Annotated in this window: 24 protein-coding genes and 1 other RNA gene; 17 read left to right on the top strand and 8 right to left on the bottom strand. The window is 57.8% G+C overall.

Features of this window, described 5'->3' with window-relative positions; translation table 11 throughout:
• Positions 1-33: 33 nt before the first annotated feature.
• The 3 genes from B9Z45_RS04710 (at position 34) to B9Z45_RS04700 (ending at position 1,836) form a co-directional block, all read left to right on the top strand.
• Positions 34-669, top strand: a complete 636-nt coding sequence (locus tag B9Z45_RS04710; protein WP_108406141.1) for a LuxR C-terminal-related transcriptional regulator — start codon at positions 34-36, stop codon at positions 667-669.
• On the top strand, positions 666-1,004 hold the full coding sequence (locus tag B9Z45_RS04705) for a hypothetical protein (RefSeq protein ID WP_233252075.1): 339 nt from the start codon (positions 666-668) through the stop codon (positions 1,002-1,004). The genes B9Z45_RS04710 and B9Z45_RS04705 overlap by 4 nt, the downstream gene beginning before the upstream one ends.
• Before the next feature lie 187 nt (positions 1,005-1,191).
• Positions 1,192-1,836 carry a response regulator transcription factor gene (locus B9Z45_RS04700; protein WP_199221847.1) on the top strand — a complete coding sequence of 215 codons (645 nt, stop codon included), beginning with the start codon at positions 1,192-1,194 and terminating at the stop codon, positions 1,834-1,836.
• Here B9Z45_RS04700 and B9Z45_RS04695 read toward each other — a convergent pair.
• Together B9Z45_RS04695 and B9Z45_RS04690 are read right to left on the bottom strand one after the other, a co-directional pair.
• Positions 1,833-2,393 carry a Crp/Fnr family transcriptional regulator gene (locus B9Z45_RS04695; protein WP_233252074.1) on the bottom strand — a complete coding sequence of 187 codons (561 nt, stop codon included), beginning with the start codon at positions 2,391-2,393 and terminating at the stop codon, positions 1,833-1,835. The genes B9Z45_RS04700 and B9Z45_RS04695 overlap by 4 nt on opposite strands.
• Before the next feature lie 284 nt (positions 2,394-2,677).
• Positions 2,678-3,340: a Crp/Fnr family transcriptional regulator gene (locus tag B9Z45_RS04690; protein ID WP_158270379.1), complete on the bottom strand. Its 663-nt coding sequence runs from the start codon at positions 3,338-3,340 to the stop codon at positions 2,678-2,680.
• 248 nt (positions 3,341-3,588) lie between these two features.
• Between B9Z45_RS04690 and B9Z45_RS04685 the strand changes: the two genes are divergently transcribed.
• Positions 3,589-4,260: a hypothetical protein gene (locus B9Z45_RS04685; protein WP_108406073.1), complete on the top strand. Its 672-nt coding sequence runs from the start codon at positions 3,589-3,591 to the stop codon at positions 4,258-4,260.
• A gap of 2 nt (positions 4,261-4,262) precedes the next feature.
• On the opposite strand, the gene B9Z45_RS04680 is transcribed toward B9Z45_RS04685, so the two are convergent.
• Complete coding sequence (locus B9Z45_RS04680) at positions 4,263-6,098, bottom strand: NAD(P)/FAD-dependent oxidoreductase (RefSeq protein ID WP_108406072.1); 1,836 nt, start codon at positions 6,096-6,098, stop codon at positions 4,263-4,265.
• Positions 6,099-6,204: 106 nt separating this feature from the next.
• Entirely contained in the window at positions 6,205-7,122 is a 918-nt protein-coding gene (gene cysK / locus B9Z45_RS04675) for a cysteine synthase A (RefSeq protein WP_108406138.1), read from the bottom strand.
• A gap of 102 nt (positions 7,123-7,224) precedes the next feature.
• On the opposite strand from cysK, the gene rnpB reads away from it, so the two are divergent.
• Positions 7,225-7,577, top strand: an RNA gene (gene rnpB, locus B9Z45_RS04670) — RNase P RNA component class A.
• 77 nt (positions 7,578-7,654) lie between these two features.
• Here the strand turns inward: rnpB and B9Z45_RS04665 are convergent.
• The 3 genes from B9Z45_RS04665 to B9Z45_RS04655 form a co-directional block, all read right to left on the bottom strand.
• Positions 7,655-8,176: an Rrf2 family transcriptional regulator gene (locus B9Z45_RS04665; protein WP_108406071.1), complete on the bottom strand. Its 522-nt coding sequence runs from the start codon at positions 8,174-8,176 to the stop codon at positions 7,655-7,657.
• 165 nt (positions 8,177-8,341) lie between these two features.
• Complete coding sequence (locus B9Z45_RS04660) at positions 8,342-9,037, bottom strand: S4 domain-containing protein (RefSeq protein ID WP_108406070.1); 696 nt, start codon at positions 9,035-9,037, stop codon at positions 8,342-8,344.
• Between the two features lie 28 nt (positions 9,038-9,065).
• Complete coding sequence (locus B9Z45_RS04655; RefSeq protein WP_108406069.1) at positions 9,066-10,733, bottom strand: MBL fold metallo-hydrolase; 1,668 nt, start codon at positions 10,731-10,733, stop codon at positions 9,066-9,068.
• 71 nt (positions 10,734-10,804) lie between these two features.
• Between B9Z45_RS04655 and dapF the strand changes: the two genes are divergently transcribed.
• The 4 genes from dapF to B9Z45_RS04635 all read left to right on the top strand — a co-directional run bounded on the left by dapF (position 10,805) and on the right by B9Z45_RS04635 (position 14,567).
• The gene (dapF, locus tag B9Z45_RS04650; RefSeq protein WP_108406068.1) at positions 10,805-11,677 is read left to right on the top strand and encodes a diaminopimelate epimerase; all 873 of its coding nucleotides are present in this window, start codon (positions 10,805-10,807) and stop codon (positions 11,675-11,677) included.
• A gap of 17 nt (positions 11,678-11,694) precedes the next feature.
• Entirely contained in the window at positions 11,695-12,384 is a 690-nt protein-coding gene (locus B9Z45_RS04645) for a DUF484 family protein (RefSeq protein ID WP_108406067.1), read from the top strand.
• Between the two features lie 3 nt (positions 12,385-12,387).
• Positions 12,388-13,362, top strand: coding sequence for a tyrosine recombinase XerC (gene xerC, locus B9Z45_RS04640; protein WP_108406066.1), 975 nt, complete (start codon positions 12,388-12,390; stop codon positions 13,360-13,362).
• A 119-nt stretch (positions 13,363-13,481) separates the two neighbouring features.
• On the top strand, positions 13,482-14,567 hold the full coding sequence (locus B9Z45_RS04635) for a GTP-binding protein (RefSeq protein ID WP_108406065.1): 1,086 nt from the start codon (positions 13,482-13,484) through the stop codon (positions 14,565-14,567).
• Between the two features lie 228 nt (positions 14,568-14,795).
• On the opposite strand, the gene B9Z45_RS04630 is transcribed toward B9Z45_RS04635, so the two are convergent.
• On the bottom strand, positions 14,796-15,269 hold the full coding sequence (locus B9Z45_RS04630; RefSeq protein WP_108406064.1) for a hypothetical protein: 474 nt from the start codon (positions 15,267-15,269) through the stop codon (positions 14,796-14,798).
• Between the two features lie 49 nt (positions 15,270-15,318).
• Here B9Z45_RS04630 and dksA point away from each other — a divergent pair, with 49 nt between their 5' ends.
• The 8 genes from dksA to mraY all read left to right on the top strand — a co-directional run bounded on the left by dksA (position 15,319) and on the right by mraY (position 23,879).
• Positions 15,319-16,002: an RNA polymerase-binding protein DksA gene (dksA, locus tag B9Z45_RS04625; protein ID WP_370445805.1), complete on the top strand. Its 684-nt coding sequence runs from the start codon at positions 15,319-15,321 to the stop codon at positions 16,000-16,002.
• A gap of 348 nt (positions 16,003-16,350) precedes the next feature.
• Positions 16,351-16,779 (top strand): division/cell wall cluster transcriptional repressor MraZ, encoded by a 429-nt coding sequence (gene mraZ / locus B9Z45_RS04620; protein WP_108406136.1) that lies wholly within the window; start codon positions 16,351-16,353, stop codon positions 16,777-16,779.
• Between the two features lie 5 nt (positions 16,780-16,784).
• Complete coding sequence (gene rsmH, locus B9Z45_RS04615; protein ID WP_108406063.1) at positions 16,785-17,714, top strand: 16S rRNA (cytosine(1402)-N(4))-methyltransferase RsmH; 930 nt, start codon at positions 16,785-16,787, stop codon at positions 17,712-17,714.
• Positions 17,711-18,007: a cell division protein FtsL gene (gene ftsL, locus B9Z45_RS04610; protein WP_108406062.1), complete on the top strand. Its 297-nt coding sequence runs from the start codon at positions 17,711-17,713 to the stop codon at positions 18,005-18,007. The genes rsmH and ftsL overlap by 4 nt, the downstream gene beginning before the upstream one ends.
• Positions 18,004-19,737, top strand: a complete 1,734-nt coding sequence (locus tag B9Z45_RS04605; RefSeq protein ID WP_108406061.1) for a penicillin-binding protein 2 — start codon at positions 18,004-18,006, stop codon at positions 19,735-19,737. Before ftsL ends, B9Z45_RS04605 begins: the two co-directional genes overlap by 4 nt.
• Positions 19,737-21,257: a UDP-N-acetylmuramoyl-L-alanyl-D-glutamate--2,6-diaminopimelate ligase gene (locus tag B9Z45_RS04600; RefSeq protein WP_108406060.1), complete on the top strand. Its 1,521-nt coding sequence runs from the start codon at positions 19,737-19,739 to the stop codon at positions 21,255-21,257. The genes B9Z45_RS04605 and B9Z45_RS04600 overlap by 1 nt, the downstream gene beginning before the upstream one ends.
• Positions 21,254-22,711: a UDP-N-acetylmuramoyl-tripeptide--D-alanyl-D-alanine ligase gene (murF, locus tag B9Z45_RS04595; protein WP_108406059.1), complete on the top strand. Its 1,458-nt coding sequence runs from the start codon at positions 21,254-21,256 to the stop codon at positions 22,709-22,711. Before B9Z45_RS04600 ends, murF begins: the two co-directional genes overlap by 4 nt.
• Entirely contained in the window at positions 22,701-23,879 is a 1,179-nt protein-coding gene (mraY, locus tag B9Z45_RS04590) for a phospho-N-acetylmuramoyl-pentapeptide-transferase (RefSeq protein ID WP_108406058.1), read from the top strand. Before murF ends, mraY begins: the two co-directional genes overlap by 11 nt.
• Positions 23,880-23,881: the final 2 nt, after the last annotated feature.

Here is a 23,881-nt window from a genome sequence, read left to right as displayed (position 1 = left end):
CGTCTGAGTAAAACCTTGAAGAGGATGAAATTCATGTCCATTGATCTTGTGCTTGCCGACCCGTATCCGGTGATGTTGGAGGGCTTGTCCCACGTGTTTCATGACTTGCCAGATTTTTCGGTCAAGTCTTGCGTCAGAAATGGCGATGAGGCTTTGCGCGCTCTGGCGCAACATCAACCGCATATTTTGGTGATGGATTTGTCTTTGTCACAGAGAAGCGGTCTGGCTGTGCTGGAAGAGATCAGGGCGCAAAAACTTCAGACACGTCCCGTGGTGTTCACGGGCGCGCCCATTGGCGAAGTGATGCGTGCGCTGGATCTGGATGTGTCTGGCCTGGTTTCCAAAGAAAAATCCAAGCACGTTCTGCTTCGATGTATCAAGTCGGTGCACGAAGGTGGCAAGTGGCTCGATCGTGACCTCTCCGTTAAGACCATGTCTCTTTTGCTGGAGCAGAAAAAGAAAAATGCGAACCCGTCCCATTTGTTGACGCCACGTGAAATGACCGTGGCACGCATGGTGACCGAAGGCTGGCCGAACAAAAAAATTGCCAATAAATTGTTCATCAGTGAGGGCACAGCCAAGCTGCACCTGCATCACATTTATCAAAAGCTCAATTGCCCTGGTCGTATGTCTTTGCAGCGGTACATGCAAGAGCACGGTCTGGTTTGAAGCATGGCTACACCACAAATAATGACCCACAAGGAGCTGACATGACCCATGAAAATGAAGTGCTTGAAAAGGCCTACGCAGAGCACATTGGCGAACACTATCGTCGTGCCTCAGATGAGCTGCTGCATGCATACCAGCGCAACAAGGAAGCCGCCAGGCACCATGAGGCTGGTGCTTTCAAGGCCGCATTGCACCATGCCAAGTTGTCCAAGCACCACTCCTTCAATGCCCATGAGCATTTGAAAGAGGCGTTGAACATCAGTGAAAAAATGAACACCAAAAATGTCTCATTGCCAGCTCTTCCGAGCTCTTCAGGCGGGTCGTTGCTGCAGTGAGATGCTTGTTGAAGACGGCTGTTATTTCTGCTGTTTTGTGTTTTTACGCACAGTCAAACATGTGACCACTCAATACACTGTCCAGAGTATGTTGTGAAGTACAGCTGCCTTGGGAGTGATGAACACTGATCGATTGGTTTGACTTGCTAATTCGAAGGCCGTTTTGGCCATATTTGGAGGCGTTGACATGTCAATTCGAGTTTTGCTTTCTTCCAAACATAAAGTGGTCTCTGAAGGGATTGCCGCAGTTTTGCGCACACACCAGGACATGGATGTGGTGGGCATATCTGACAACGGCCTTCAGACCAATGCCTTGTGTGATGAATTGGACCCTGACGTCGTCCTGATCGGCATGCATGGCAAGGATTCACAAGATATCCAACTGATGCATCAGATCGCAAACCATCAACCTACCAAAAACATGGTGGCATTTTCCACCGAGTCAGATCGCAATTCGATCATCGAAATTCTGGATGCGGGGGCCAAAGCCTACGTATCGACAACCAGCAGCATTGACGAGTTGATGTCTGCCGTTCGGGCCGCTGCAGCCGGTCGTGTGTATTTGTGTCAGGCCGCAGCATCAGAAATGATGGAGAGCGTTCGAAAGGCCAGATCAGGTGACGTCAGCCTTAAGAGTCATCTGGGAGGGCGAGAGGAGCAGGTGCTTCGTTTGATTGCCGACGGGTATTCGTCCAAGGAAATTGCACGCAACCTGCAAATTGCACCCAGCACAGTGGAGGTTCATCGCCGCAACATCATGCGCAAGATTGGCTTGCACAAGGTGGCCGACTTGACCCGTTATGCGATTCGCAACCAGATGGTGTCGGTCTAGTCTGCTGGCGCGAGGGGTGGCACGTCCATCTTGTTTATGAAAAAAGGAAACCCCTTGGAGATCACGCCATAACACTCGCAAGAACGGTTTTCCAGGGCCTGTCGGTCGATCACTTGTATGCGTCCACGGGCATAGCTGATGATGTTGTCTTTCATCAGACGGTACGCTGCGTGCGAGATGCCCTCGCGCCGAACCCCCAACGCTTGGGCCAAGAGTTCGTGCGTCATCAGGATGACCTCACCGTCTTGTCGGTCCAGGGTGTGCAAGAGCTTGCGGCAAAGTTGCTGATCCAGTGAGTGATGTCGGTGGCATGCCGTGCTTTGGCCCAGTTGTGTCAGGACGGATTGCGTGAACCTGAAGAAAATTTTCTGAACATCCGTGTTGTGGTCGAAACTTTCCTGCACCACACGCAATCGGATCCGCAGGGCTGATCCGGCTTTTTGCACATAAGCGTTGTTTTGTGTATGTGCGGCGCCCATCAGTAAAAAGATGCCAGCCATGCCCTCTCTGCCTGTGATGGCGACTTCGGTTGCAGACCCATTTTGAAGGGTGTTCATCCACGACACGATCGCCGTGAGAGGAAAATACAGGTGCTCTTGTGTATGGCTAGGATCGAAGAGCTGTTGACCCAGCGAAAATTCCACACGCTCGAAATGAGGTGTCCATTCAAGCAGAGTGGAGGCAGGCAGCAGTGCAATAAGGCTATTTGAATTGAAATCGATTGGCATAAGCGTAAATTTCAATAATCGAGATGCTAATTTAGCAGAGTTTTTAGGCCAATATGTTCCTCATGGAACATAAGCAGATGCCGTTGATGGTGTGTTTATTTAAGAAACTGTGATCAAACGGTTGACTCTGGGCGAATCGGCAAAGCGATTTTCCTCAGACCAGGCAGGTCCAGAATGTCGAGGGCACCTCGTTGGTAGGCGATGAGGCCTTGCTCTTTCAGTGACCCCGCTGCCAATGTGATGCTGACGCGTCGAACGCCGAGCATTCGAGCCAAATGTTCGTGTGTTAAGTGCAGGCGCTGGGTATGCGCCCGATCGGCGGAGAGCACCAGCCAATATGCAAGCCGTGTGACGATGTCGTCAAATTGAACTGACGCAGACATGGTCGCTACATGTTCCGCCAATTGCCAAAGATGCACGGAGATGACCCAAAGCATGCCCGGCCGCTGGTGCAACAAAAGGGCCAGATCAGCACTTTCTGAAACCCATGCAGTGCCACTGGTTTGCACACGAAAGCGCAGATTTTCATGACGGCTTCCCAGCACTGCACCCAGACCGATCATCCCTTCGGAACCGACCAAGCCAACGGCCAGTTTGTTGTTTTGGTTTTCAACCATCAGGGCCACGCATGCACCGTCCAAAAAGTAGACCTTGGGGGTTCCATGCTGCACGGGTTCGCACAAGACTTGACCTGCAACCAGTTGAACGGGTTCGCAAATTTTTTGCAGTTGGCTTTGATCTTCCTTGGCGAGTTGAAAGACGAGCCCGTTGGTCAATAGCGTCACTAGAGTTACCCGAATGGCAGGGGTTTTGGGAGGGGCTGCACAGAAAGCAGCGCGCCAGTCCGTGGGTGCATTTTTAAAAAGCACGGGCAGTATATGTTCAAGCGCCATCAGTTGAATACACACCGTACGATCATGTGTGTTCGTTAAAGCACATAAAATAAATGGAATAAAAAAATCTAAAAATCTGCAGCCTTGCAGGCCGTCAGATCACTCAACACAGACGCCCGGAGCGCAAACATTTGGCTGACAAAACCATTGAAAATTCCTTGCTGGCTTTGATGCTTGCCGATGATGCGGTCGTGCCTGCGTTGAATTGCGAGCCTGTTGATTTGCAGACCGGCCCCTTGCCATGCGATCAGGCAGATCGGGCCGAGTGGGCATATTTTCCGGTGGATGCCTTGATTACTCTGGGGCCCGAGCCTTTGGGGCAGACTGCGTTGGCCGTTCTTGGGCGACACGGTTGTGTGTTGCCACATCAGCTTGGCGGCAGTTCCATTCAAGCCCATGTGATGGCTTCGGGCCAGGCCTGGCGCATGGACTGGGCTCAGATAAGAAAGGACCCGCAGCGCTACACCACATGGCTGCGCCATGCCATGGCCGCAACGCAAGGACTCATCGGCCAAATGGCCCAATGGTCATTTTGTGTGCAGCATCACACGGCGGAACAACGCTTGGCCAGTTGGCTTTTGTATTGTTGGGCACAGTCGTCAAGGACCAGGCTGGATTTGCACATCCAATCCTTGCCACTGTCCATCAGGCATTCGCTCATACAGATGCAGGAGTGCGCGACGGACACGTCACACTCTTGGGGCTTTGAAATGCATGAAGGCTGGTTACAGGCCAGCGTACCGCAAGGGCTGATGGCGCGGGCGTGCTCATGCCATCAACAAATGACAACGCCCACGGTGTGACTTCAGTGTGTTGACGCTGACATGAGTCGCAAAGCGATTTGTTTTGCCAAGGATTCAGCCACCTTGATCCCATCGACCCCTGCAGACAAAATGCCACCCGCGTAGCTGGCCCCTTCACCGGCAGGGTACAGGCCCGGGGTGTTGGTGCTTTGGTGGTCATCGCCTCTGGGGATACGCAGTGGCGACGAGGTGCGGGTTTCGACACCCGTCATCACCGCATTGGCCATGTCGTAGCCCTTGATCTTGCGACCAAATACCGGCAGTGCTTCTCGCATGGCTTCCACGGCGTAGTCGGGCAGCACGTCGGACAGGTTGATCAGCTTCACGCCAGGTTTGTAAGAGGGTTGCACGCTGCCCCACTGAGTGGAGGTGCGCTGCGCCAAAAAGTCGCCCACCAATTGACCAGGTGCCTCGTAGTTGCCGCCACCCACTTCAAAGGCGCGCGTTTCCAGTTGGCGTTGCAACACGATACCCGCCAGGGGGTGCGTGGCAGGGGGCTGTTCTTGGGCAAGGGCCTGCGCCTCTTGTGCCATTTGTTCGCCGTCTTCTTCGCCAAAGGCGGCTTGCCAGGCGGCTTTGTCCAGCGGGAAGTCGGGCGGGTCGATGGCCACCACCATGCCAGCGTTGGCATTGCGCTCGTTGCGCGAGTATTGACTCATGCCGTTGGTGACCACACGGCCCGGTTCGCTGGTGGCTGCGACCACAGTGCCACCAGGACACATACAAAAGCTGTACACCGCTCGGCCGTTTTTGGCATGGTGCACCAGCTTGTAGTCGGCCGCACCCAGCAAGGGGTGGCCTGCGTGGCGTCCCCAGCGGGCCTGGTCGATCACACTTTGTGGGTGCTCGATGCGCACACCAATCGAAAACGCCTTGGCTTGAATGGCCACGCCACGGCGGTGCAGCATGACAAAGGTGTCGCGTGAGCTGTGGCCCAAGGCCAGCACCGCATGGCGTGTGTGCAAGGTCTGGCTTTGGCCTGTGCGTAGGTCCAGCACTTGCAGACCGTTCAGGCGATGGCCATCTGCGGTTGGAGACAGCAGCACATCGCTCACGCGCTGCTCAAAACGGATTTCGCCGCCAAGCGCGATGATTTGTTCACGGATGTTTTCCACCACCTTGACCAGCTTGAAGGTGCCGATGTGCGGGTGCGCCGCAAACAGGATGTCGGTCGGTGCACCGGCTTTGACGAATTCGTCCATGACCTTGCGGCCCAGGTGGCGCGGGTCCTTGATCTGGCTGTAGAGCTTGCCGTCTGAAAAGGTGCCAGCGCCGCCTTCGCCAAACTGCACATTGCTCTCGGGGTCGAGCACTTTCTTGCGCCACAGGCCCCATGTGTCCTTGGTGCGCTCTCGCACTGGTTTACCACGCTCCAACACGATGGGTCGATAACCCATTTGCGCCAAAGCCAGCGCCGCGAACATACCGCAAGGCCCAAAGCCGACCACCACGGGACGCTCGCCTTCCTGGATGCCAAAATCTTTGGGGGCCTGAAAGGGCGCATGCCACTGCATGTCGGGCGTGGGCTGAATGTGTGGGTTGGCCTTGAACTTTTGCAGACATGCCGCTTCGGTCTGGGTATCGCTGAGCGACAAGTCCACGATGTACACCGCCAGCAATTCGGCTTTGCGCGCATCAAAGCTGCGCTTGAACACATTCAGTGCGCCGATCTCTGTATCGGCAATGCCCAGCGCATGAGCCGCCAGTTGACGCAAGGCCTTCTCGGGATGGGGCGTGGGCAGACGATCTTCGTCGGTTTCGGACGGCGCGTCTGCCGCACGGCGCACCTCAACAGGAAGCGCCGAAAGGGGGAGTTTGAGTTCTGAAATCCGGATCATGGAAACCTCTGTGGCTTGTGGTTATCAAGCAAGAAGCGGTGATTATCGCTTTGACCAGCCTTGGGCACGGCGTTGGCCATTCAGGGCGATGCGTGGCATTAACCGATCAAGCTGGCAAAAAGCCCTCGATCGACAGATAGCGTTCACCCGTGTCGTAATTGAAACCGAGCACGGTGGCGCCTGCTGGCAATTCGGCCAGTTTTTGCGCTATGGCCGCCAGTGTGGCGCCCGACGAAATGCCGACCAGCATGCCTTCCTCGCGGGCGCATCGGCGGGCGTATTCTCGGGCTTCTTCAGCATCGACCTGGATCACGCCGTCCAGCACAGCGGTGTCGAGGTTTTTGGGAATAAAGCCAGCGCCAATGCCCTGGATGGGGTGGGGTGCGGGTGCGCCGCCCGAGATGACCGGTGAAGCGGCCGGCTCGACCGCAAAGACCTTGAGCTGGGGGAACTTGGCTTTGAGCACGCGTGCTGTGCCCGTGAGGTGGCCGCCAGTGCCCACACCGGTGATCAGGGCGTCAATGCCATCGGGAAAGTCCGCCAGGATTTCTTGCGCGGTGGTGCGCACATGGACCTCGATGTTGGCGGGGTTTTCAAACTGCTGGGGCATCCATGAGCCGGGGGTGCTGGCCACCAGCTCTTCGGCGCGGGCGATGGCGCCCTTCATGCCTTTTTCGCGGGGAGTCAAATCAAACGTGGCGCCATAAGCCAGAATCAGGCGGCGGCGCTCAATGCTCATGCTGTCGGGCATGACCAGCACCAATTTGTAACCCTTGACAGCAGCGACCATGGCCAGGCCGATGCCTGTATTGCCCGAGGTGGGTTCGATGATGGTGCCGCCAGGCTGGAGTGCCCCGGATTTCTCAGCCGCTTCGACCATGGCCAGTGCAATGCGGTCTTTGACGGAGCCTCCGGGGTTGCTGCGTTCGGACTTGATCCAAACGTTGGCGCCGGGGCCAAACAGGCGGTTGATACGCACATGAGGCGTATTGCCGATGGTGTCGAGGATGTTTTGGGCTTTCATGTCGCTTCTCCAGGCTGAAACTTTGGGGCAAAAAAACATTGTGCGTGAAAGTTCAGACCTTTATCGGCATGAGCATATGCCCGCAGGCGATAATTGGCATGTGAAGCTCGCCAGACCGTCGCTGGTGCAAGACCCGAAAGGGTGCACTGGAGGAACGTCCGGACTGCACAGGACAGCGTAGGAGGCAATGCCTCTCCACCGTGAGGTGAGGATCAGAGCAACAGAGACGAGCCGCTTCAGTGCGGGTGAAACGGGCAATCTCTACGCGCAGCAATACCAAGTAGGCCTTCCTGAAGTGACGCGGTTCGCCGCGTTGTTTCTCCCTGTGGTTCCGCGGGGTGAGTTGGCGGGTAGGTAGCATCGAGCCGGGTGGGCGACCCCCGGTCCAGAGTAATGGCGGTCACACAACGGGCAACCGTTGTGCACAGAATCCGGCTTATCGGCGAGCTTCACACTTTTCAATGACAAAAAAACCCGCCGAAGCGGGTTTTTTGTGGGGCGGTGATCAAGCCAGCGCCAGATTTTCACCGCGTCAGCCGCGCGAGGGCATCAGGCTGTTGGCCAGCGCAAACACCGAGTTGGGTGCAGTGATTTTCAGGGTGCTTTTGGGCTTGGCAAACACGCCACGCTTGATGGCAGGCTGTGGTGCTGGCTCGACCGTCACACCCTTGGTGCGTTGCTCGGCCACCAGTTGGCGCAGGCTGATGGACTGCAGATGCGTCAGCATCTTTTCGTTCAGGCTGGCCCACAGGTCGCTGTTCATCCAGCCGCCATCGGCAGCCGCTTCTTCGTCTGACGATGCATCGACCGCGCCCACGATGTCGGCCATGGTGATTTTTTCGGCATTGCGCGACAGCGAATAACCGCCGCCAGGGCCACGGGTGCTTTCAACCAGGCCTTGTTGGCGCAATTTGCTGAACAGCTGCTCCAGATAGGACAGCGAAATCTGGTGGCGCACGCTGATAGCGGCCAATGAAACGGGCCCGCGGTCTTCGCGCAGTGCCACGTCGATCATGGCGGTGACGGCAAATCGGCTCTTGGTGCTCAAACGCATGGTGTGCTCCTTTCTGCGTTGGACAAAACCCTGTTGGGCTTTGCCTCGTCATTGGCTGCTGGTTGCAGTTATGACTGGTGAGTCATTTTCTCAGACTGAAAGAATAATTGGGGATTGCCCGTTGTAATTCAAGGGTAAATCCTGTGTGTTTTTGTCGAAAATCAACTAAAAGCGTTCGTAGCCTTCCAGCTGCCGCCATTCGCCTGGGACCATTGGTGCCAGACTGAGGCGGCCCACGCGCTGGCGGCGCAGGTCTTGCAGGGGGCATTGCTGGTCGAGCCACCGACCCAGCTCTTGGCCATCGATGTCTTTGCCTGCAATGCGCAGCACGGTGACGGTTTCGGTCTGCCGGTTGATGCTGGGGCGCAAGCCTGGTCCGCTCAGGGCTTTGAGCAGGCCCTCGGGCACTGGCCCCCCGAGGGTGGCCATCCATTCTTGTTCCATTGGGCTGCGGCGGTCTTCGAGGTGGCGCAACACCCCCACATCGTCGGAAAATATACTCAAGCCACTGGCCGCTTTGGGCAAAGGCAGGGGTTGCTGCATTTTGGCCAGCCGCTCGGCGCCCCAAATGCCCGGCCGGGGTGACTTCAGACCCACGGTGTTTTGCAGCCAGGCCAGGTTGGCAACCAGGTCGGCAGGCTTGAAAAGCACCAGGGTCAGCGGTGCCAGTGCTGCCATGGAGACCAGGCGATTGACGTTAACGGCTTGCTCGTCCTTGACGCGCCGGGCCGGGTCGGTGACCACTTTGCCCGTCACCTGCACGCCACCTGCCACGATAAGGGCTTCGGCTTCACGGCGAGAGCAATTTTGGTCCGCCGCCACGCGCTTGGCCAATCGGATACCTTCTTCAGAGGGGGTCATCAAGTCTTTCAAAAAATCTCAAAAAGCCTCATGGCTCGCAAGCCAATGCTTGTTCCCGGATGTGGTCCACATGCGCTTGCAGCGAGCGTGCGGCCACAGGCCAAAGGCGCGGCGGCACGTCGTCGTAGGCTTTTTCGACCCATTCCTGCAAGCTGCCCTGGGGCATGGCCTGCATGGCGGCGGCGATTTTGGCTTCCCGCCGAAGGCGATGCGCCCGCAGCTGGGTGATAGCCTGGTGCGCAAAGCCCAGCACATGGCCATGGGCAGGCAAGATGAACTCGATGCCGTCTGCTTCACAAGCGGTGGCCAGTTTGTCCAGGGAGGCCAGGTAGTCGCCCATGTGGCCATCGGGCGGGTCGATCACGGTGGTGCTGCCGTTGAGCACGTGGTCGCCTGAAAAAAGCAAGCCGTCTTCTTCGAGCACTAGGCACAGATGGTTGGCTGCATGGCCGGGGGTGTGGACGGTGCGCAGCGTGTGCGTGATGTCGCCATCTGGCCCAGTGCCTTGCAGAACCAGTTTTTCACCGTCTTCCAGTTCCCGGTCGGGTACGAACTGGCTGTTGGCCCGCGACGTGGGGCGCGAGGCCATACCCAGGATGGGTGGTTTGTGGGTGCAAAGCGCTTGCAGAGGCCGGGCACCCGGTGAATGGTCGGGGTGCGAATGCGTGCAGACAATCATGCGGATGTGTCCACCCGCTGCACGCCAGATGCGTTTCAGGTGATCGACATCGGCAGGACCGGGGTCGATGGCGATGTAGCCGGTGTTCGGGTCGCCCAACAAGTAGCTGTTGGTGCCGGGGCCCGTCATCACGCCCGGGTTGGGGGCCGTCAGGCGCTGCAGGTTTTTGAGCAAGGGCACGGGGCCCTCGGTTTGCCAGTCCAGGTGGTGGTGGATTTGCCCATCGGGTGTGACCAGCGCCAATTCGCCAAAAGGAGCCTCGTGCTCCATATAGCGCGCTTCGTTGCCCGCCAGCCAACCCGCCCGAGGGCAGCTGGTCCAGAGGGGTTCGTCGTTCACGGCGCAGGCTTGCAGCACGTCTTGCACCAGGGCAAAGGCTGTCAGCCGTTGCAGTGTGCGGATGGTCGGGAAAACGATGAAGAAGTCGCCGTTTGCATGGCGTGACAAAGCATCGGCAGGACGCACCCAGACGGGTTCGAACTGTTCGGATTCGTCGGCCACCGGGGTTTGACCCTCAGGCATTTGGGCGACCAGAAAGGGCACGTCAAAGCGGCGCGGCAGGTCGCGGTCGGTGATCCAGTGGGCCAGCACAAAGACTTGGTCTGCGGCCAGCGTCAAACCCTGGTGTTGGCATTGGGCGTAGAACGACGTGTCAGGGGGGGCTTGGCGGTTGATGGTGGCGATGTCGGCGTTGTCGGCCCATCGCCCATCGGCGTGGCGGGCGAACAAAACGCCCAGTTCTTCGAAGCTTTCGCGGATGGCCGCGATGGCTTGGGTCAGGTGCAGGTCACTTTGCTTGGCGCGGCGGTGGGCCATGCTGTGTGCCTGGGCGTCCGCGCTGTCAATGCCGCCGCCGGGAAATACGTAGGCGCCAGGCGCAAAGCTGGCGGTCATGGACCGGCGTGTCATCAAGACCTCGATGCCATCGGGCCCATCGCGCAGCAGCAGCACGGTGGCTGCAGGGCGCAGGGGCGCAGGTTCACGTTGGGTGTGCAGGAGTTGGGATGTGCGTGCCATGCCGCATTATCGGGCCGGCCGAGGCGACTGTCCCCCGGTGCATGCCAGTCTCAAAGGCGATAATCCCCGCCATGCACATTCGCTTTACCAAGATGCAAGGGGCCGGCAACGATTTTGTCGTGCTCGATGAGACCCGTGGTCGCCTGGGCCTGAGCGGAGCCCAGTACCGTTTTTTGGCTGACCGCCACTTTGGCGTGGGTGCTGACCAGGTCCTGAGCGTGCGGCCATCACCGGCTGCCGGGCTGGACTTTGAATACGTGATCCACAACGCCGATGGCGGTGAGGTCGAGCATTGCGGCAACGGGGCGCGCTGCTTTGTGCGTTATGTCCTCGACAAGGGGCTGACCGACAAAACCACGGTGCGCGTCAAGGTGCAACAAGGCGAAATCGAGTTGCACATGAACCCCGATGGCCGAGTGACCGTCAACATGGGGGCGCCGGTGTTCGACTGGGACCGCGTGCCCTTCAACCCGATCGGACTGGTCAGTGACCAAGTCAACGGCTGGCCGGTGTTTGATCTGGCGCTGGGCCAGTCAGGCATTGCCCGTGTGGCGGTGCTGTCGATGGGCAACCCGCACGCCGTTCAGAGGGTCGACAACGTGGACAGCTTTTCTGTCTTGGCCCAAGGCCCCCTGATTGAAAATCACCCGGCGTTTCCCAAACGGGTGAATGCGGGGTTCATGCAGCTTGTCTCCCGCAGCCAGATCAAGTTGCGGGTGTTCGAGCGCGGCTCTGGCGAGACGCTGGCGTGCGGTACGGGCGCTTGTGCGGCGGTGGTAGCGGGCATCCGCCAGGGCTGGCTAGACAACCGTGTCGATGTGCAAACCCACGGCGGCTCGCTGACCATCGAATGGGCAGGCCAGGCCGACAGCCCAGTGCTGATGACGGGCCCCGCCACCTCCGTTTTTGAGGGCGAAATCAACGTGCCCGACCATCTTTCCTGAATTTTTGGAGCCATGAAATGAACCCCTCCGAGCCAATGAGCCCGATCACCGAAGACGATATCGCCGACTACCTGGTGAATACGCCTGATTTTTTTGAGCGTCACGCCTCTTTGCTGGCATCGGTGCAACTGACGCACCCGCAAAGCCACCGCACGGTGGGCTTGCAAGAGCGCCAGGCGCAAATGCTGCGCGACAAGATCAAGGGCTTGGAGCACCGCATCATGGACATGATCCGGCATGGCAACGAAAACATGATCCTCACTGACAAGCTGCACCGCTGGTCGTGCGAACTGCTGGTCACGCCGCCTGATCACCTGGCCGATTTGGCAGTGGACAACATCCGCGAGTTGTTTCAGGTGCCTCAAGTGGCGTTGCGTTTGTGGTCGCTGCAAGGTCAATACGCTCAGGCGGCATGTGCGCAAGGCGTGACGGAAGCGGTGCAAATTTTGGCCACATCGCTGGACACGCCTTATGTCGGACCGAATGCAGGCTACGAAGCCGTTCAGTGGTTGGACCAGCCCACGCAAGCGGCCTCTTTGGCGTTGCTGGCTTTGCGTGCTGCGCCAGGTCAGCCGGCTTTTGGCTTGCTGGTTCTGGCATCACCCGACGCGCAGCGCTTCAACAGCCAGATGGGCACCGACTTGCTCGAGCGTCTGGCCGAACTGGCGGGTGCTGCTTTGTCTGTGTTGCGGGCACCACAGGCCTGACCCATGTCCGATGCGGCAAGCACCGATCCGCTGGTTATTCGTTATCTGGCGCATGTGCGTTTTGAAAAGCGGCTGGCCGAGCGCACGTGCACTCTTTACCGCCTTGACTTGATTCGGCTGGCCGACATGGCCTTGGCATCACAGGTCCCCTTGCTGCAGGTGCAAAGCGGCCATGTGCGCCGATGGGTGGCGCAGATGCACAGTGCGGGACGCAGTGGTCGCGGCATTGCCCTCATTTTGTCGGGATGGCGCGGTTTTTACACATGGCTGGGGCGCGAAGGCCTGGTTTCACACAACCCGGTGGTCGATGTGCGTGCGCCACGCGTGGCCAAGCCTTTGCCCAAAGCGCTGGGTGTGGACGAGGCTGTGCAATTGGCCGAGCACAAAGAAACCGGGGATGACCCGTGGCTGGAAGCGCGTGATGCAGCGATGGTGGAGCTGCTTTATGGCTGTGGACTGCGCATTGCCGAATTGACGGGGCTGGATGTGGTGGCGAGCACAGAGGCCAATCGCGCCGGACGTGGCTGGATCGATTTGCCCAATGCCGAGGTCCAGGTGCAGGGCAAGGGCAGCAAGCGCCGCAGTGTTCCTTTGGGTCGCTCAGCCATCGAGGCGCTGACCCATTGGCTGGCGGTGCGGCCCCAGTTGCCCGGCATGTTGACTCGCTCAGCCCCGGGCACATCGGCGCTGGCGCTGGCGCTGTTTCCGGGTCGACATGGCACGCGCCTGACGGCGCGCGGTGTGGCACAACGGCTTAAGCGGCGCAGCTTGCTGGCGGGCTTGGCGACACCCGTGCACCCGCACATGCTGCGTCATTCGTTTGCCAGTCATGTGCTGCAGTCCAGCGGTGATTTGCGGGCTGTGCAGGAGCTGCTGGGCCACGCCAACATCACCACCACGCAGGTTTACACGCGGCTGGATTTTCAGCATCTGGCCAAGGCCTACGACGCCGCACACCCTCGGGCCAAACGCAAATGAATCTGCTGGGCTGGTGCACGCTCGCTGTGTGAGGCCAAGCCCGACCTACGCACGGTGGATTTGAATGTGTCGCTACACTTGCACTCTTGTTTTTTTGACCTTTTGAGCGGAATTGCGACATGTCCCTGATCCCCACCACCATCCTCACAGGCTTTCTCGGTTCGGGCAAAACCACACTGCTCAAGCGCGTGCTGTCCGAGGCCCACGGCCAGAAAATCGCTGTGATCGAAAACGAGTTTGGCGAGGAGAACATCGACACCGAGATCCTGGTGTCGGAAACCAATGAGCAAATCATTCAGATGAGCAACGGCTGCATCTGCTGCACGATTCGCGAGGACCTGCGTGCCACTTTGCAGTTGCTGGCTGCCAAGCGCCGCAAGGGCCTGCTGAACTTTGACCGCATTGTGATAGAGACCACCGGCTTGGCCGATCCGGGACCAGTGGCGCAAACATTTTTCATGGACGATGAGATTGCCGAGACCTTTTTGCTCGACTCGATTCTGACTTTGGTGGATGCCAAGCATGCTGCCCAGCAACTGAACGACCGGCAGGAGGCCCGTCGACAGGTGGGTTTTGCCGACCAGATTTTCATCAGCAAGGCCGATCTTGTGCCAGCGCAAGAACTCGACGCCCTGCAACACCGCCTGAAACACATGAACCCGCGTGCGCCGCAAAAAGTGGTGCATTTTGGTGAGGTGGCGCTGTCGGAGGTGTTCGATCTCAAAGGCTTTAATCTGAACGCCAAACTTGACATCGACCCGGACTTTTTAAATGACCATGACCATGTGCATGGTGATGACTGCGACCACCCTTCACACCAACATGATCACGACCATGGCGAGCATTGCGACCACCCCTCGCATGCCCCTGAAAAGGGCCAAGGACAAGGCCATCACCATCACCACGACGACGATGTGAAAAGTTTTGTTTTCAGGTCGGACAGGGCGTTTGAGCCGGCCAAGCTGGAAGACTTTCTGGGTGCCATCGTCAACATTTATGGCCCTCGCATGCTGCGTTACAAAGGCGTGCTCAACATGCGCGGCACAGAGCGCAAGGTGATTTTCCAGGGGGTGCACCAACTCATGGGCAGCGATTTGGGTCCGATGTGGGCCGATGGTGAATCCAAAATGAGCAAGATGGTGTTCATTGGCATCGATTTACCCAAAGACATTCTGCTGCAAGGTTTGGAGCAGTGCCTCGTCTGATGGGCTGGGCACCGCATAAGCTGCCTTTATGGCATTTTTTGCATTCCTGTCTTTAATCGTCTGCCTGGCATTTTTTGATCCTTCTTATCGCTACAATCGCCCGCCTGAGGCCTCCCTTTTGGGCAAGGCTGGTGAACCCTGTCAGGTCTATAACAGGGGCTCGAAACGCAAATGAACAGGTTTTCCAATCGGTTGCTGCTGTGTGGCAAGGGGTTTGGGCCTGCCTTTTCACACGGCCAGGAGACAAGACGTGAAGACCTCGAATAAAAAAATAACGACAAAAGTGATTGCAAGCAAGGCGAAAACAAAGCTGGCACCGGTTAAAAAGGTGGCCTCTGCCAAACCTGCACAGGTCAAAAAGTCGGCCCCCTCCAAACCTGTACCACTCAAAAAATCGGTGACCTCCAAATCTGCACTGGTCAAAAAGACGGCACCTTCAAAAGCCCTGCCCCCCAAAAAGCCCGTGCCTGCCAAGCCGGTATCACCAGGCAAGGGCGCTGTCAAAGCCTCACCCGGCACCAAAGCTGCAACGAAAACCAAAACAACCACACCTGCCGCTAAGCCTGGCAAGCAGTCCAAGCCTGCCGTTGTGCCTTCCAAGGTGGCAACTTCCAAAAACAAACCCAAAGCTGCAGTGCCGATCGCTAAAAAGGCAGTCACTGCTGCACCGAAGTCGACCCCAGCCCCCAAGGCCAAGGTCAAATCCGCACCTTCTCCTCAAAAGAAGACCCCCGTACCTGAAGCGAAACCTATGACTGTTAAAAAAGTGGCGACACTGACCCCTCCGGTCGCCCAAGCTGCCGTGATGGCAGTGGCGCCCGCTGGCCCCGATCAATTGATTCGATCAACCCGACCTTCTGCGCGTTTGGCCCAGATCACCGTGCCCTCACTGCCTCCTGCGGTGGCCTCCACAGCTGCAAAGGCCAGTTTCATGCCCAGCGCCCCCGTGGCGGCTGTCTCTGCACCTTTTGCGCCGATCAAGAAAGACCCCAAACTGGCCAACAACTGGAAGACCAAGCCGGTCGAGAGCTTGACCGATGCCGAAATTCTGGCCATGCCCGACTCGGAGTACATGAACAAGGTTCAAATGGCGTATTTCCGCCGCAAGCTGTCTGTTCTGAAGCAAGAAATCCTGAACAGCGCAGGCGCAACCACCGAGCATTTGCGCGAAGACACCGTGGTGGTGCCTGATCCGGCAGACCGTGCCACTATTGAAGAAGAACATGCTCTGGAGCTGCGCACCCGTGACCGTGAGCGCAAATTGCTCAAGAAAATCGAGCAATCGATTGGTTTGATTGATGCGGGCGAATATGGCTACTGTGATGAAACCGGCGAGCCGATCGGAGTCGGTCGATTGCTGGCCCGTCCCACAGCGACTTTGTCCCTTGAGGCTCAGCAACGGCGTGAGTTGAAGCAAAAAATGTTCGGTGATTGAGCTGAGCCCCCACTTGCCACACCTGAAAACCCCTTCCCAGGGGTTTTTTTACGCTTGGACGCAAACCACGAAAAGTGAAAACATCGAACTTATTTTGAAGATTTACATGTTTTTAATTTTTTTAAAATCCTTCATAGGTTACTTTCATTGCCTCTCGTAAGTGCCTAATTTACATAGAAATTCCTGATTCATCAAGGTTCGGTTTCGCCGCTAAGCCCTTGATTTCATTGAAAAAAATCGATCTACACCTGATGAGTTGCGTTGAATTCCTGATACAGTGCAAAAAAGTGCAATTAAGTGGGGAAAAGTGTCTTCACTTGCAAATTTCAACAGGAAAAGGTCATCGCTGTGTTTCAAGGGGCCTCATCGCTGAGTCTGGATGCCAAAGGGCGGTTGTCTGTACCGACTCGGCACCGTGACGTCCTGAGCGCCACGGCACAGGGCCAGCTGACCATCACCAAGCACCCGCACGGGTGCCTCATGGTTTTTCCACGTACCGAGTGGGAAAAATTCCGCGAGCGAATTGCCCAGTTGCCCATGTCCGCCCAATGGTGGAAGCGCATCTTTTTGGGCAATGCCATGGATGTGGAAATGGATGGCACGGGGCGTGTGCTGATTTCACCCGAGTTGCGGCAGGCTGCCGGCATTTCCAAAGACACCATGCTGTTGGGCATGGGCAATCACTTTGAATTGTGGGACAAAGCCACTTATGAAGCGCAAGAGGCGCAGGCCATGCAGGGCGACATGCCCGATGTGTTCAAGGACTTTTCCTTTTGAACGCCATGACTCCCACTGAATTGACCCATACGACGGTACTTTTGAGCGAAGCTGTGGATGAATTGCTCCAAGCTGCAGCGGGCGCGGACGGCTCTTATGTGGATGCCACATTCGGCCGTGGCGGCCATTCTCGCTTGATACTTTCTCGTCTGTCGGCGCAAGGCCGGTTGCAGGCCTTTGACAAAGACTTAGAGGCGATTGCCGAGGCGGGGCGCATTGACGATGCCCGCTTTTCGATTCGGCACGAAGGTTTTTCGCATCTGGGTGAGTTGCCACCTGGCAGCATCGATGGTGTGCTGATGGACCTGGGCATCAGCTCCCCCCAGATCGACAGCCCCGAGAGGGGTTTTTCTTTTCGTTTTGAGGGCCCGCTCGACATGCGCATGGACACCACGCGCGGAGAAAGTGTGGCCGATTGGCTGGCAGCAGCCACGGTGGATCAAATCACGGAGGTGATACGTGACTATGGCGAAGAACGGTTTGCTGTTCAGATTGCAAAGGCGCTTGTGGCTCGCCGACAAGAGCGGGGCCCAATTTCAACCACCACCGATTTGGCCCAGCTCGTGGCTGACACGGTCAAAACCCGCGAGCCGGGCCAGAACCCTGCAACGCGGACATTTCAGGCTTTTCGGATTTTCATCAACGCAGAGCTTGCGGAGCTCGAACAAGCGCTAAAAGCCAGCTTGCATGTGCTTGCGCCAGGTGGCCGCCTGGTGGTGATCAGTTTCCATTCGCTGGAAGACCGCATCGTCAAACAATTCATGGCCAAGCACTCCAAAGAAGTGGTGGACCGGCGTGTTCCTTTTGCAGAGCCCGTAAAGATGCGCTTGAAAACCTGTGGGCGTGTACGCCCCAGTGAAGCCGAGGTGCGTGGAAACCCCCGCTCGCGCAGCGCAATCATGCGCATGGCTGAGCGAACCGAGGTGCCCGCATGACCCGCTTGAGCGTTTTTTTGTTGCTGGCGGTGATGGTCAGTGCGCTGGTTTTGGTGCACAGCCAATACGAAACCCGGCGCGTGTTCATGGCACTGGAGTCGGCACGTAAAGAAGCGAAACGGCTGGAGATCGATCAGGACCGGCTGCAGGTCGAGCGCCGGGCCCAAGCGACCCCTTTGCGGGTCGAGCAAATCGCACGGCAGCAGTTGCAAATGCGCCCCGCTTCTCCTGCCATCACTCAATACGTGTCGGCCAAAGATGCTGCTGTCTCCGGCAAGGAGGTTCGACCATGAGCCGCAGTGTCCAGCTCTCTTCCAGCCCGTTGCTCGCCAGCAAAACACCAGTCTGGCGCAGCAAGCTGATTGTGGCCGCCATCGCTTTGGGTTTCATGGGTCTTGTGGCGCGTGCCGCCTATGTGCAGGTCTTCGCCAATGATTTCTTCATTCGCCAGGGTGAGGTCCGTTTCACGAGAACGCTCACATTGCCTGCCAATCGGGGACGCGTGCTGGACCGCAATGGTATGTTGCTGGCATCGAGCGTGCCTGCGCCGAGCATCTGGGCCAACCCAGAAGACATGGAGCGTGACCCTGTCAAGTTGCGTGAATTGGCCCGTCTGCTGGAAATGTCGACGTCCGAGCTGGACAAAAAATTGAAAGACGATGAAAAGACCTTTGTCTGGTTGCGCAGGCAACTTGACGAGCCCGTGGTCAAGCAAATTCTTGCGCTCAACATCAAGGGTGTTTACGACATCAAGGAATACAAGCGTTTGTACCCTGAGGGTGAGGCGGCAGCGCATATCGTGGGCTTTACCAATGTAGAAGACCAGGGTCAGGAAGGCGTTGAGCTGGTGTTCCAGAAGCAGCTTTCAGGTAAGCCGGGCTCGCGCCGTGTCATCAAGGATCGATTGGGGCGGGTCGTGGAAGACGTGGGGGAGACCGTGCCCCCCGTTGATGGCGAGGATTTGCAGTTGAGCATCGACAGCAAGGTGCAATTTTTTGCGTACCAGAAGTTGCGCGAAGCGGTGCTTGAAAACAAGGCCAAAGCCGGCAGCGTGGTGGTGCTTGATGCCCAATCTGGCGAAATTCTGGCGCTGGCCAATTACCCCAGCTATTCCCCTGACAAACGCATCAACCTGAGTGGCGAGCAATTGCGCAACCGGGCCTTGACCGACACCTTCGAGCCAGGCTCAACCATGAAGCCATTTGCAGTGGCGCTGGCGCTGGAAAAAGGGCTGGTCAAACCCGAGACGCCGATTCAGACGGCACCCGGTCGCATCACCATCACCGGCTCGACCATCACCGATGCGCACCCGCATGGGGTGCTCACGGTGAACGAGATCATTCAAAAATCAAGCAATGTGGGCACGGTCAAGCTGGCAATGCAACTGCAGCCTCGCGAAATGTGGGAAATGTTTGCGCAAGTCGGCTTCGGACAAAAGCCGCAACTTCCTTTTCCGGGCGTGGTCACCGGGCGCTTGCGCCCCTACAAAACCTGGCGACCCATCGAGCAGGCCACCATGAGTTATGGCTATGGCATTTCGGGCAGCTTGTTCCAGGTGGCCAGGGCTTACACCGTGTTTGCCCGCGATGGCGAAGTGGTCCCGGCCACACTGATGAAGGCTGAGCAACAGGTAGCGGGTGTACGCGTCATCAGTGCCGAAAACGCAAAAGCCATGCGCAAGATGCTGCAAATGGCCGCAGGCCCGGGGGGTACTGCACAGAAAGCCCAAACCATGGGTTATTCCGTGGGGGGCAAAACCGGGACGGCACACAAACAGGAAGGCAAAGGTTACGCCGGTAAAAAATACAGGGGCTTTTTTGTCGGAATGGCGCCCATCGAGGCGCCTCGCATTGTGGTGGCGGTGATGATCGACGAACCCAGCAATGGCCGGTATTACGGTGGCGATGTGGCTGCACCCGTGTTCAGCCAGACCGTGCAACAAACCTTGCGCTTGTTGGGTGTGCAGCCCGACATGGCGGTCAAACCACAAATTGTGGCCAAGTCGGTCGAGGAGTCGTTCTGATGCAGACCTTGCACAGCGCCCCCGAAACTGCGAAGTGGCTGCACGCCCGCGTGACGGGCGAGTTGCGTACCGACAGCCGGATGGTCAAGCCCGGTGATGCGTTCATCGCCTGGCCCGGTGCGGCCACTGATGGGCGCCGTTATCTGGCGCAAGCCCTGAATCAGGGGGCCACGGCCTGTCTGATGGAGGCACAAGACTGCGAACGCTGGCTTGGCGCAGTCAAACCTGATGCACTGCAGGCGCTGGCAGTGATGCCAGGCCTCAAGTCAAAAACTGGCTTGGTGGCCGATGCCTATTACCAACACCCCAGCCAGACACTGCGTGTTCTGGCTGTGACAGGCACCAATGGCAAGACCTCCACCGCCTGGTGGCTGGCACAGGCCTTGTCGTCGCCTGTGTTGCAAAAGGCCTGTGGATTGATCGGCACATTGGGTGTGGGCCGCTTGCCTGATCTGGTTCACACGGGCATGACCACGCCCGACCCGGTGCTGATGCAGCGACAGTTCCGGGTGTTCGTCGATGAAGCGGTCACACATTGCGCTTTAGAGGCTTCGTCCATCGGGCTGGCTGAACACCGCCTGGACGGCACGCACATTCATGTGGCCGTATTCACCAATTTCACGCAAGACCACCTCGATTACCACGGTGACATGGCCCGGTATTGGTCAGCCAAAGCCGCCTTGTTCAACTGGCCCGGTTTGCAAGCGGCGGTCATCAACATCGATGATGCGCAAGGCGCACAGCTGGCCAAGCAGCTGCAGCTGACCTCGCTGGAGTTGTGGACCTGCTCGCGGCGCGGTGCTGCCCGTTTGCAAGCCCGTCCCTTGACTGGCCAAAACGGCATCGCTTTTGAGGTTGTTGAAGGGCAGGATGTGCAGACCCTGAACACCGATTTAATGGGTGACTACAACATCGACAACCTGCTGGGTGTCATCGGCAGTTTGCGCGCCCTGGGCGTTGATTTGAAAGAGGCTGTACAAGCCTGTTCGCATTTGTCGGCTGTGCCTGGCCGTATGCAGCGTGTGACCTCGGGGCAGACTGAACAGAAACAGCCCTTGGTGGTGATTGATTACGCGCATACCCCCGATGCTGTGTCGCACGCCCTGAACGCGCTGCGTTCGCAGGCAGCAGCCCGTGGCGGCCGCTTGTGGTGCGTACTGGGTTGCGGCGGAGACCGTGATGCAGGCAAGCGCCCTTTAATGGCCGCCGCCGCCGAAGCCGCTGCCGACCAAGTGGTGCTGACCAGTGACAACCCCCGCACCGAATCACCTGAAGCGATTCTGGCTGCGATGGTGTCAGGCTTGTCCCGACCTGCGCTGGCCCGCATTCAGACAGATCGGGCTTTGGCCATTGCCGAAGCAGTGGCGCAAGCCGCAACTCAGGATGTCGTGCTGGTGGCGGGCAAGGGGCATGAAACCGAGCAAGAAATCATGGGTGTGCGTCACCTTTTTTCGGACGTAGCTCAGGCTCAGATCGCCTTGCGGCAGCGGGCGGCTCAAAGCCAGGGATTGAACGCATGAGCAGCGCGAATTCCAAAATGAACCTCAGCCTCGACGTGGCATTGGCTTGGCTGAACCAGGCACGGGGCGTGAATGTTCAGTCTGTGGTGGTCGATCGGGTTCACACCGACAGCCGCAGCTTGCAGGCTGGCGATCTGTTTGTCGCATTGCGCGGCGAACGATTTGATGGCAACCAGTTCATCGCCCAGGCCAAGGCCCAAGGGGCTGTAGCCGTGATGTGCGAGCCCTCGGGTGAGTCTCAAGCCCTTGCACAGGGGTTGCCCGCCTTGGTGGTGCCTGATGCGCGCATCGCCTTGGGTGAATTGGCGGCCGGCTGGCGCGCACAGTTCGACTTGCCTTTGATTGCCGTGACCGGCAGCAATGGCAAGACCACGGTGACGCAGATGATCGCTTCGATCTTGAACGCTTATGTGGGTCCTGATGCCTTGTCGACCCAGGGGAATCTGAACAACGACATCGGTGTTCCATTGACTTTGTTCAATCTGCGCGCCCACCACCGCCTGGCCGTGGTCGAGTTGGGTATGAACCATCCAGGCGAAATCGCCAGCCTGGCCCGAATGGCCCAACCCACTGTGGCGCTGGTGAACAATGCACAGCGAGAACACCAGGAATTCATGGGCACAGTGCATGCTGTGGCGCTGGAAAATGGTGCGGTGCTGCAGGCTTTGCCCGTGGGTGGTGTGGCGGTTTTTCCAGCTGACGAAGTCTTTACAAATCTCTGGCAAGACTTGGCGGGGCAACGTACACAGCGCACATTTGCATTGGCTCCTTGCCAAGTGCCCGCTGATGTCGGGGCCGCCGTGGTGGTCTGGCATTCGGGTGCCTGGCAGTTCACCCTCAAGACGGCTGAGGGCACTGCGCCTGTACGCTTGCACATAGCGGGCCGTCACAACGTCAAAAACGCGCTGGCTGCCAGTGCTTGTGCGCTCGCTGTCGGCGTGCCGTTGGCCGTGGTGGCCCAAGGGCTGCAAGCTTTCGAGCCCGTCAAGGGCCGCTCACGCGCCCTGGTGCTGCACACCCAGACCGGTGAGATCACATTGGTCGATGACACCTACAACGCCAACCCCGACTCGGTACGTGCCGCGATCGACGTCCTGGCCGAGTTGCCTGCACCGCGTTTGCTGGTACTTGGTGACATGGGCGAAGTAGGCAACCAGGGCCCCGAGTTTCATGCCGAAGTCGGTGCTTATGCCGCCGAACGCGACATCGAAATGCTCTACACCTTGGGTGATTTGTGCGTGCACGCGTGCCCTGCGTTTGGCGGTGCGCACCATTTTGACGCCATGGACAGCCTGCTGGCCGCGGTCACATCGCACATCGGCGGCTTTCAGAGCGTGGTGGTCAAAGGCTCACGCTTCATGAAGATGGAGCGTGTGGTCGAAGCCTTGCTGTTGCATGGCGAAAAACAGCAAACAACTCCCATTGACTTGAAAGGGCAAACCCATGTTGCTTAGTTTGGCGCAATGGTTACAAAGTTTGTCACCAGAATGGGGCTTTCTGCGCGTTTTTCAATACATCACCTTCCGTGCCGTGATGGCCGCGATGACGGCGCTGTTGATTGGCTTGGCGGCTGGCCCCTTTGTCATTCGGCGCCTGACAGCACTCAAGATTGGCCAGCCGATCCGTGGTTACGGCATGGCGTCGCATCTGGCCAAAAGTGGAACGCCCACCATGGGTGGTGTGTTGATTTTGTTGTCGATTGCGATCTCAACCTTGTTGTGGTTTGACCTGTCCAACCGCTTTGTCTGGATTGTGCTGATCGTGACCCTGGCGTTTGGTGCCATTGGCTGGGTGGATGACTGGCGCAAGGTGGTCAACAAAGACCCCGAAGGCATGCGCTCGCGCGAAAAATATTTCTGGCAGTCGGTGATCGGTTTGTTGGCGGCGCTGTATCTGGTTTTCAGTATTTCCGAAGTATCGAATTTGCGCGTGCTGGACCTGTTTGGCAAATGGGTCATGTCTGGATTCGATGTGAACCTGCCGCCCAAGGCCGGTTTGCAGGTGCCCTTTTTCAAAGAGGTCAACTACCCGCTGGGCGTGTTGGGTTTTGTGCTCCTGACTTACTTGGTCATTGTCGGTGCCAGCAACGCGGTCAATTTGACCGATGGCCTGGATGGTTTGGCCATCATGCCGGTGGTCATGGTCGGTTCAGCGCTGGGTGTTTTTGCGTATGTCACAGGCAGTTCGGTTTACTCCAAATACCTGTTCTTTCCGTATATTCCCGGCGCCGGTGAGTTGATGATTTTTTGTGCTGCCATGGCGGGCTCTGGCTTGGCCTTCTTATGGTTCAACACGCACCCTGCACAAGTCTTCATGGGCGATGTAGGTGCTTTGGCGTTGGGCGCCGCTTTGGGCGCCATCGCGGTCATCGTTCGCCAGGAAATCGTATTGGCCATCATGGGCGGCATTTTTGTGGTCGAGGCTTTGTCGGTGATGGCGCAAGTCGCCTATTTCAAATACACCAAGAAAAAATACGGTGAAGGCCGACGCATCCTCAAGATGACGCCCTTGCACCACCATTTCGAAAAAAGCGGATGGAAAGAAACGCAGGTGGTTGTCCGCTTCTGGATCATCACCATGCTGCTCTGCCTGATCGGCTTGTCGACCTTGAAGCTGAGATAAAC

The sequence above is a fragment of the Limnohabitans sp. 2KL-17 genome, assembly GCF_003063415.1.
Lineage (GTDB): Bacteria > Pseudomonadota > Gammaproteobacteria > Burkholderiales > Burkholderiaceae_C > Limnohabitans_A.
This window is presented reverse-complemented; position numbering and strand designations above follow the sequence as displayed.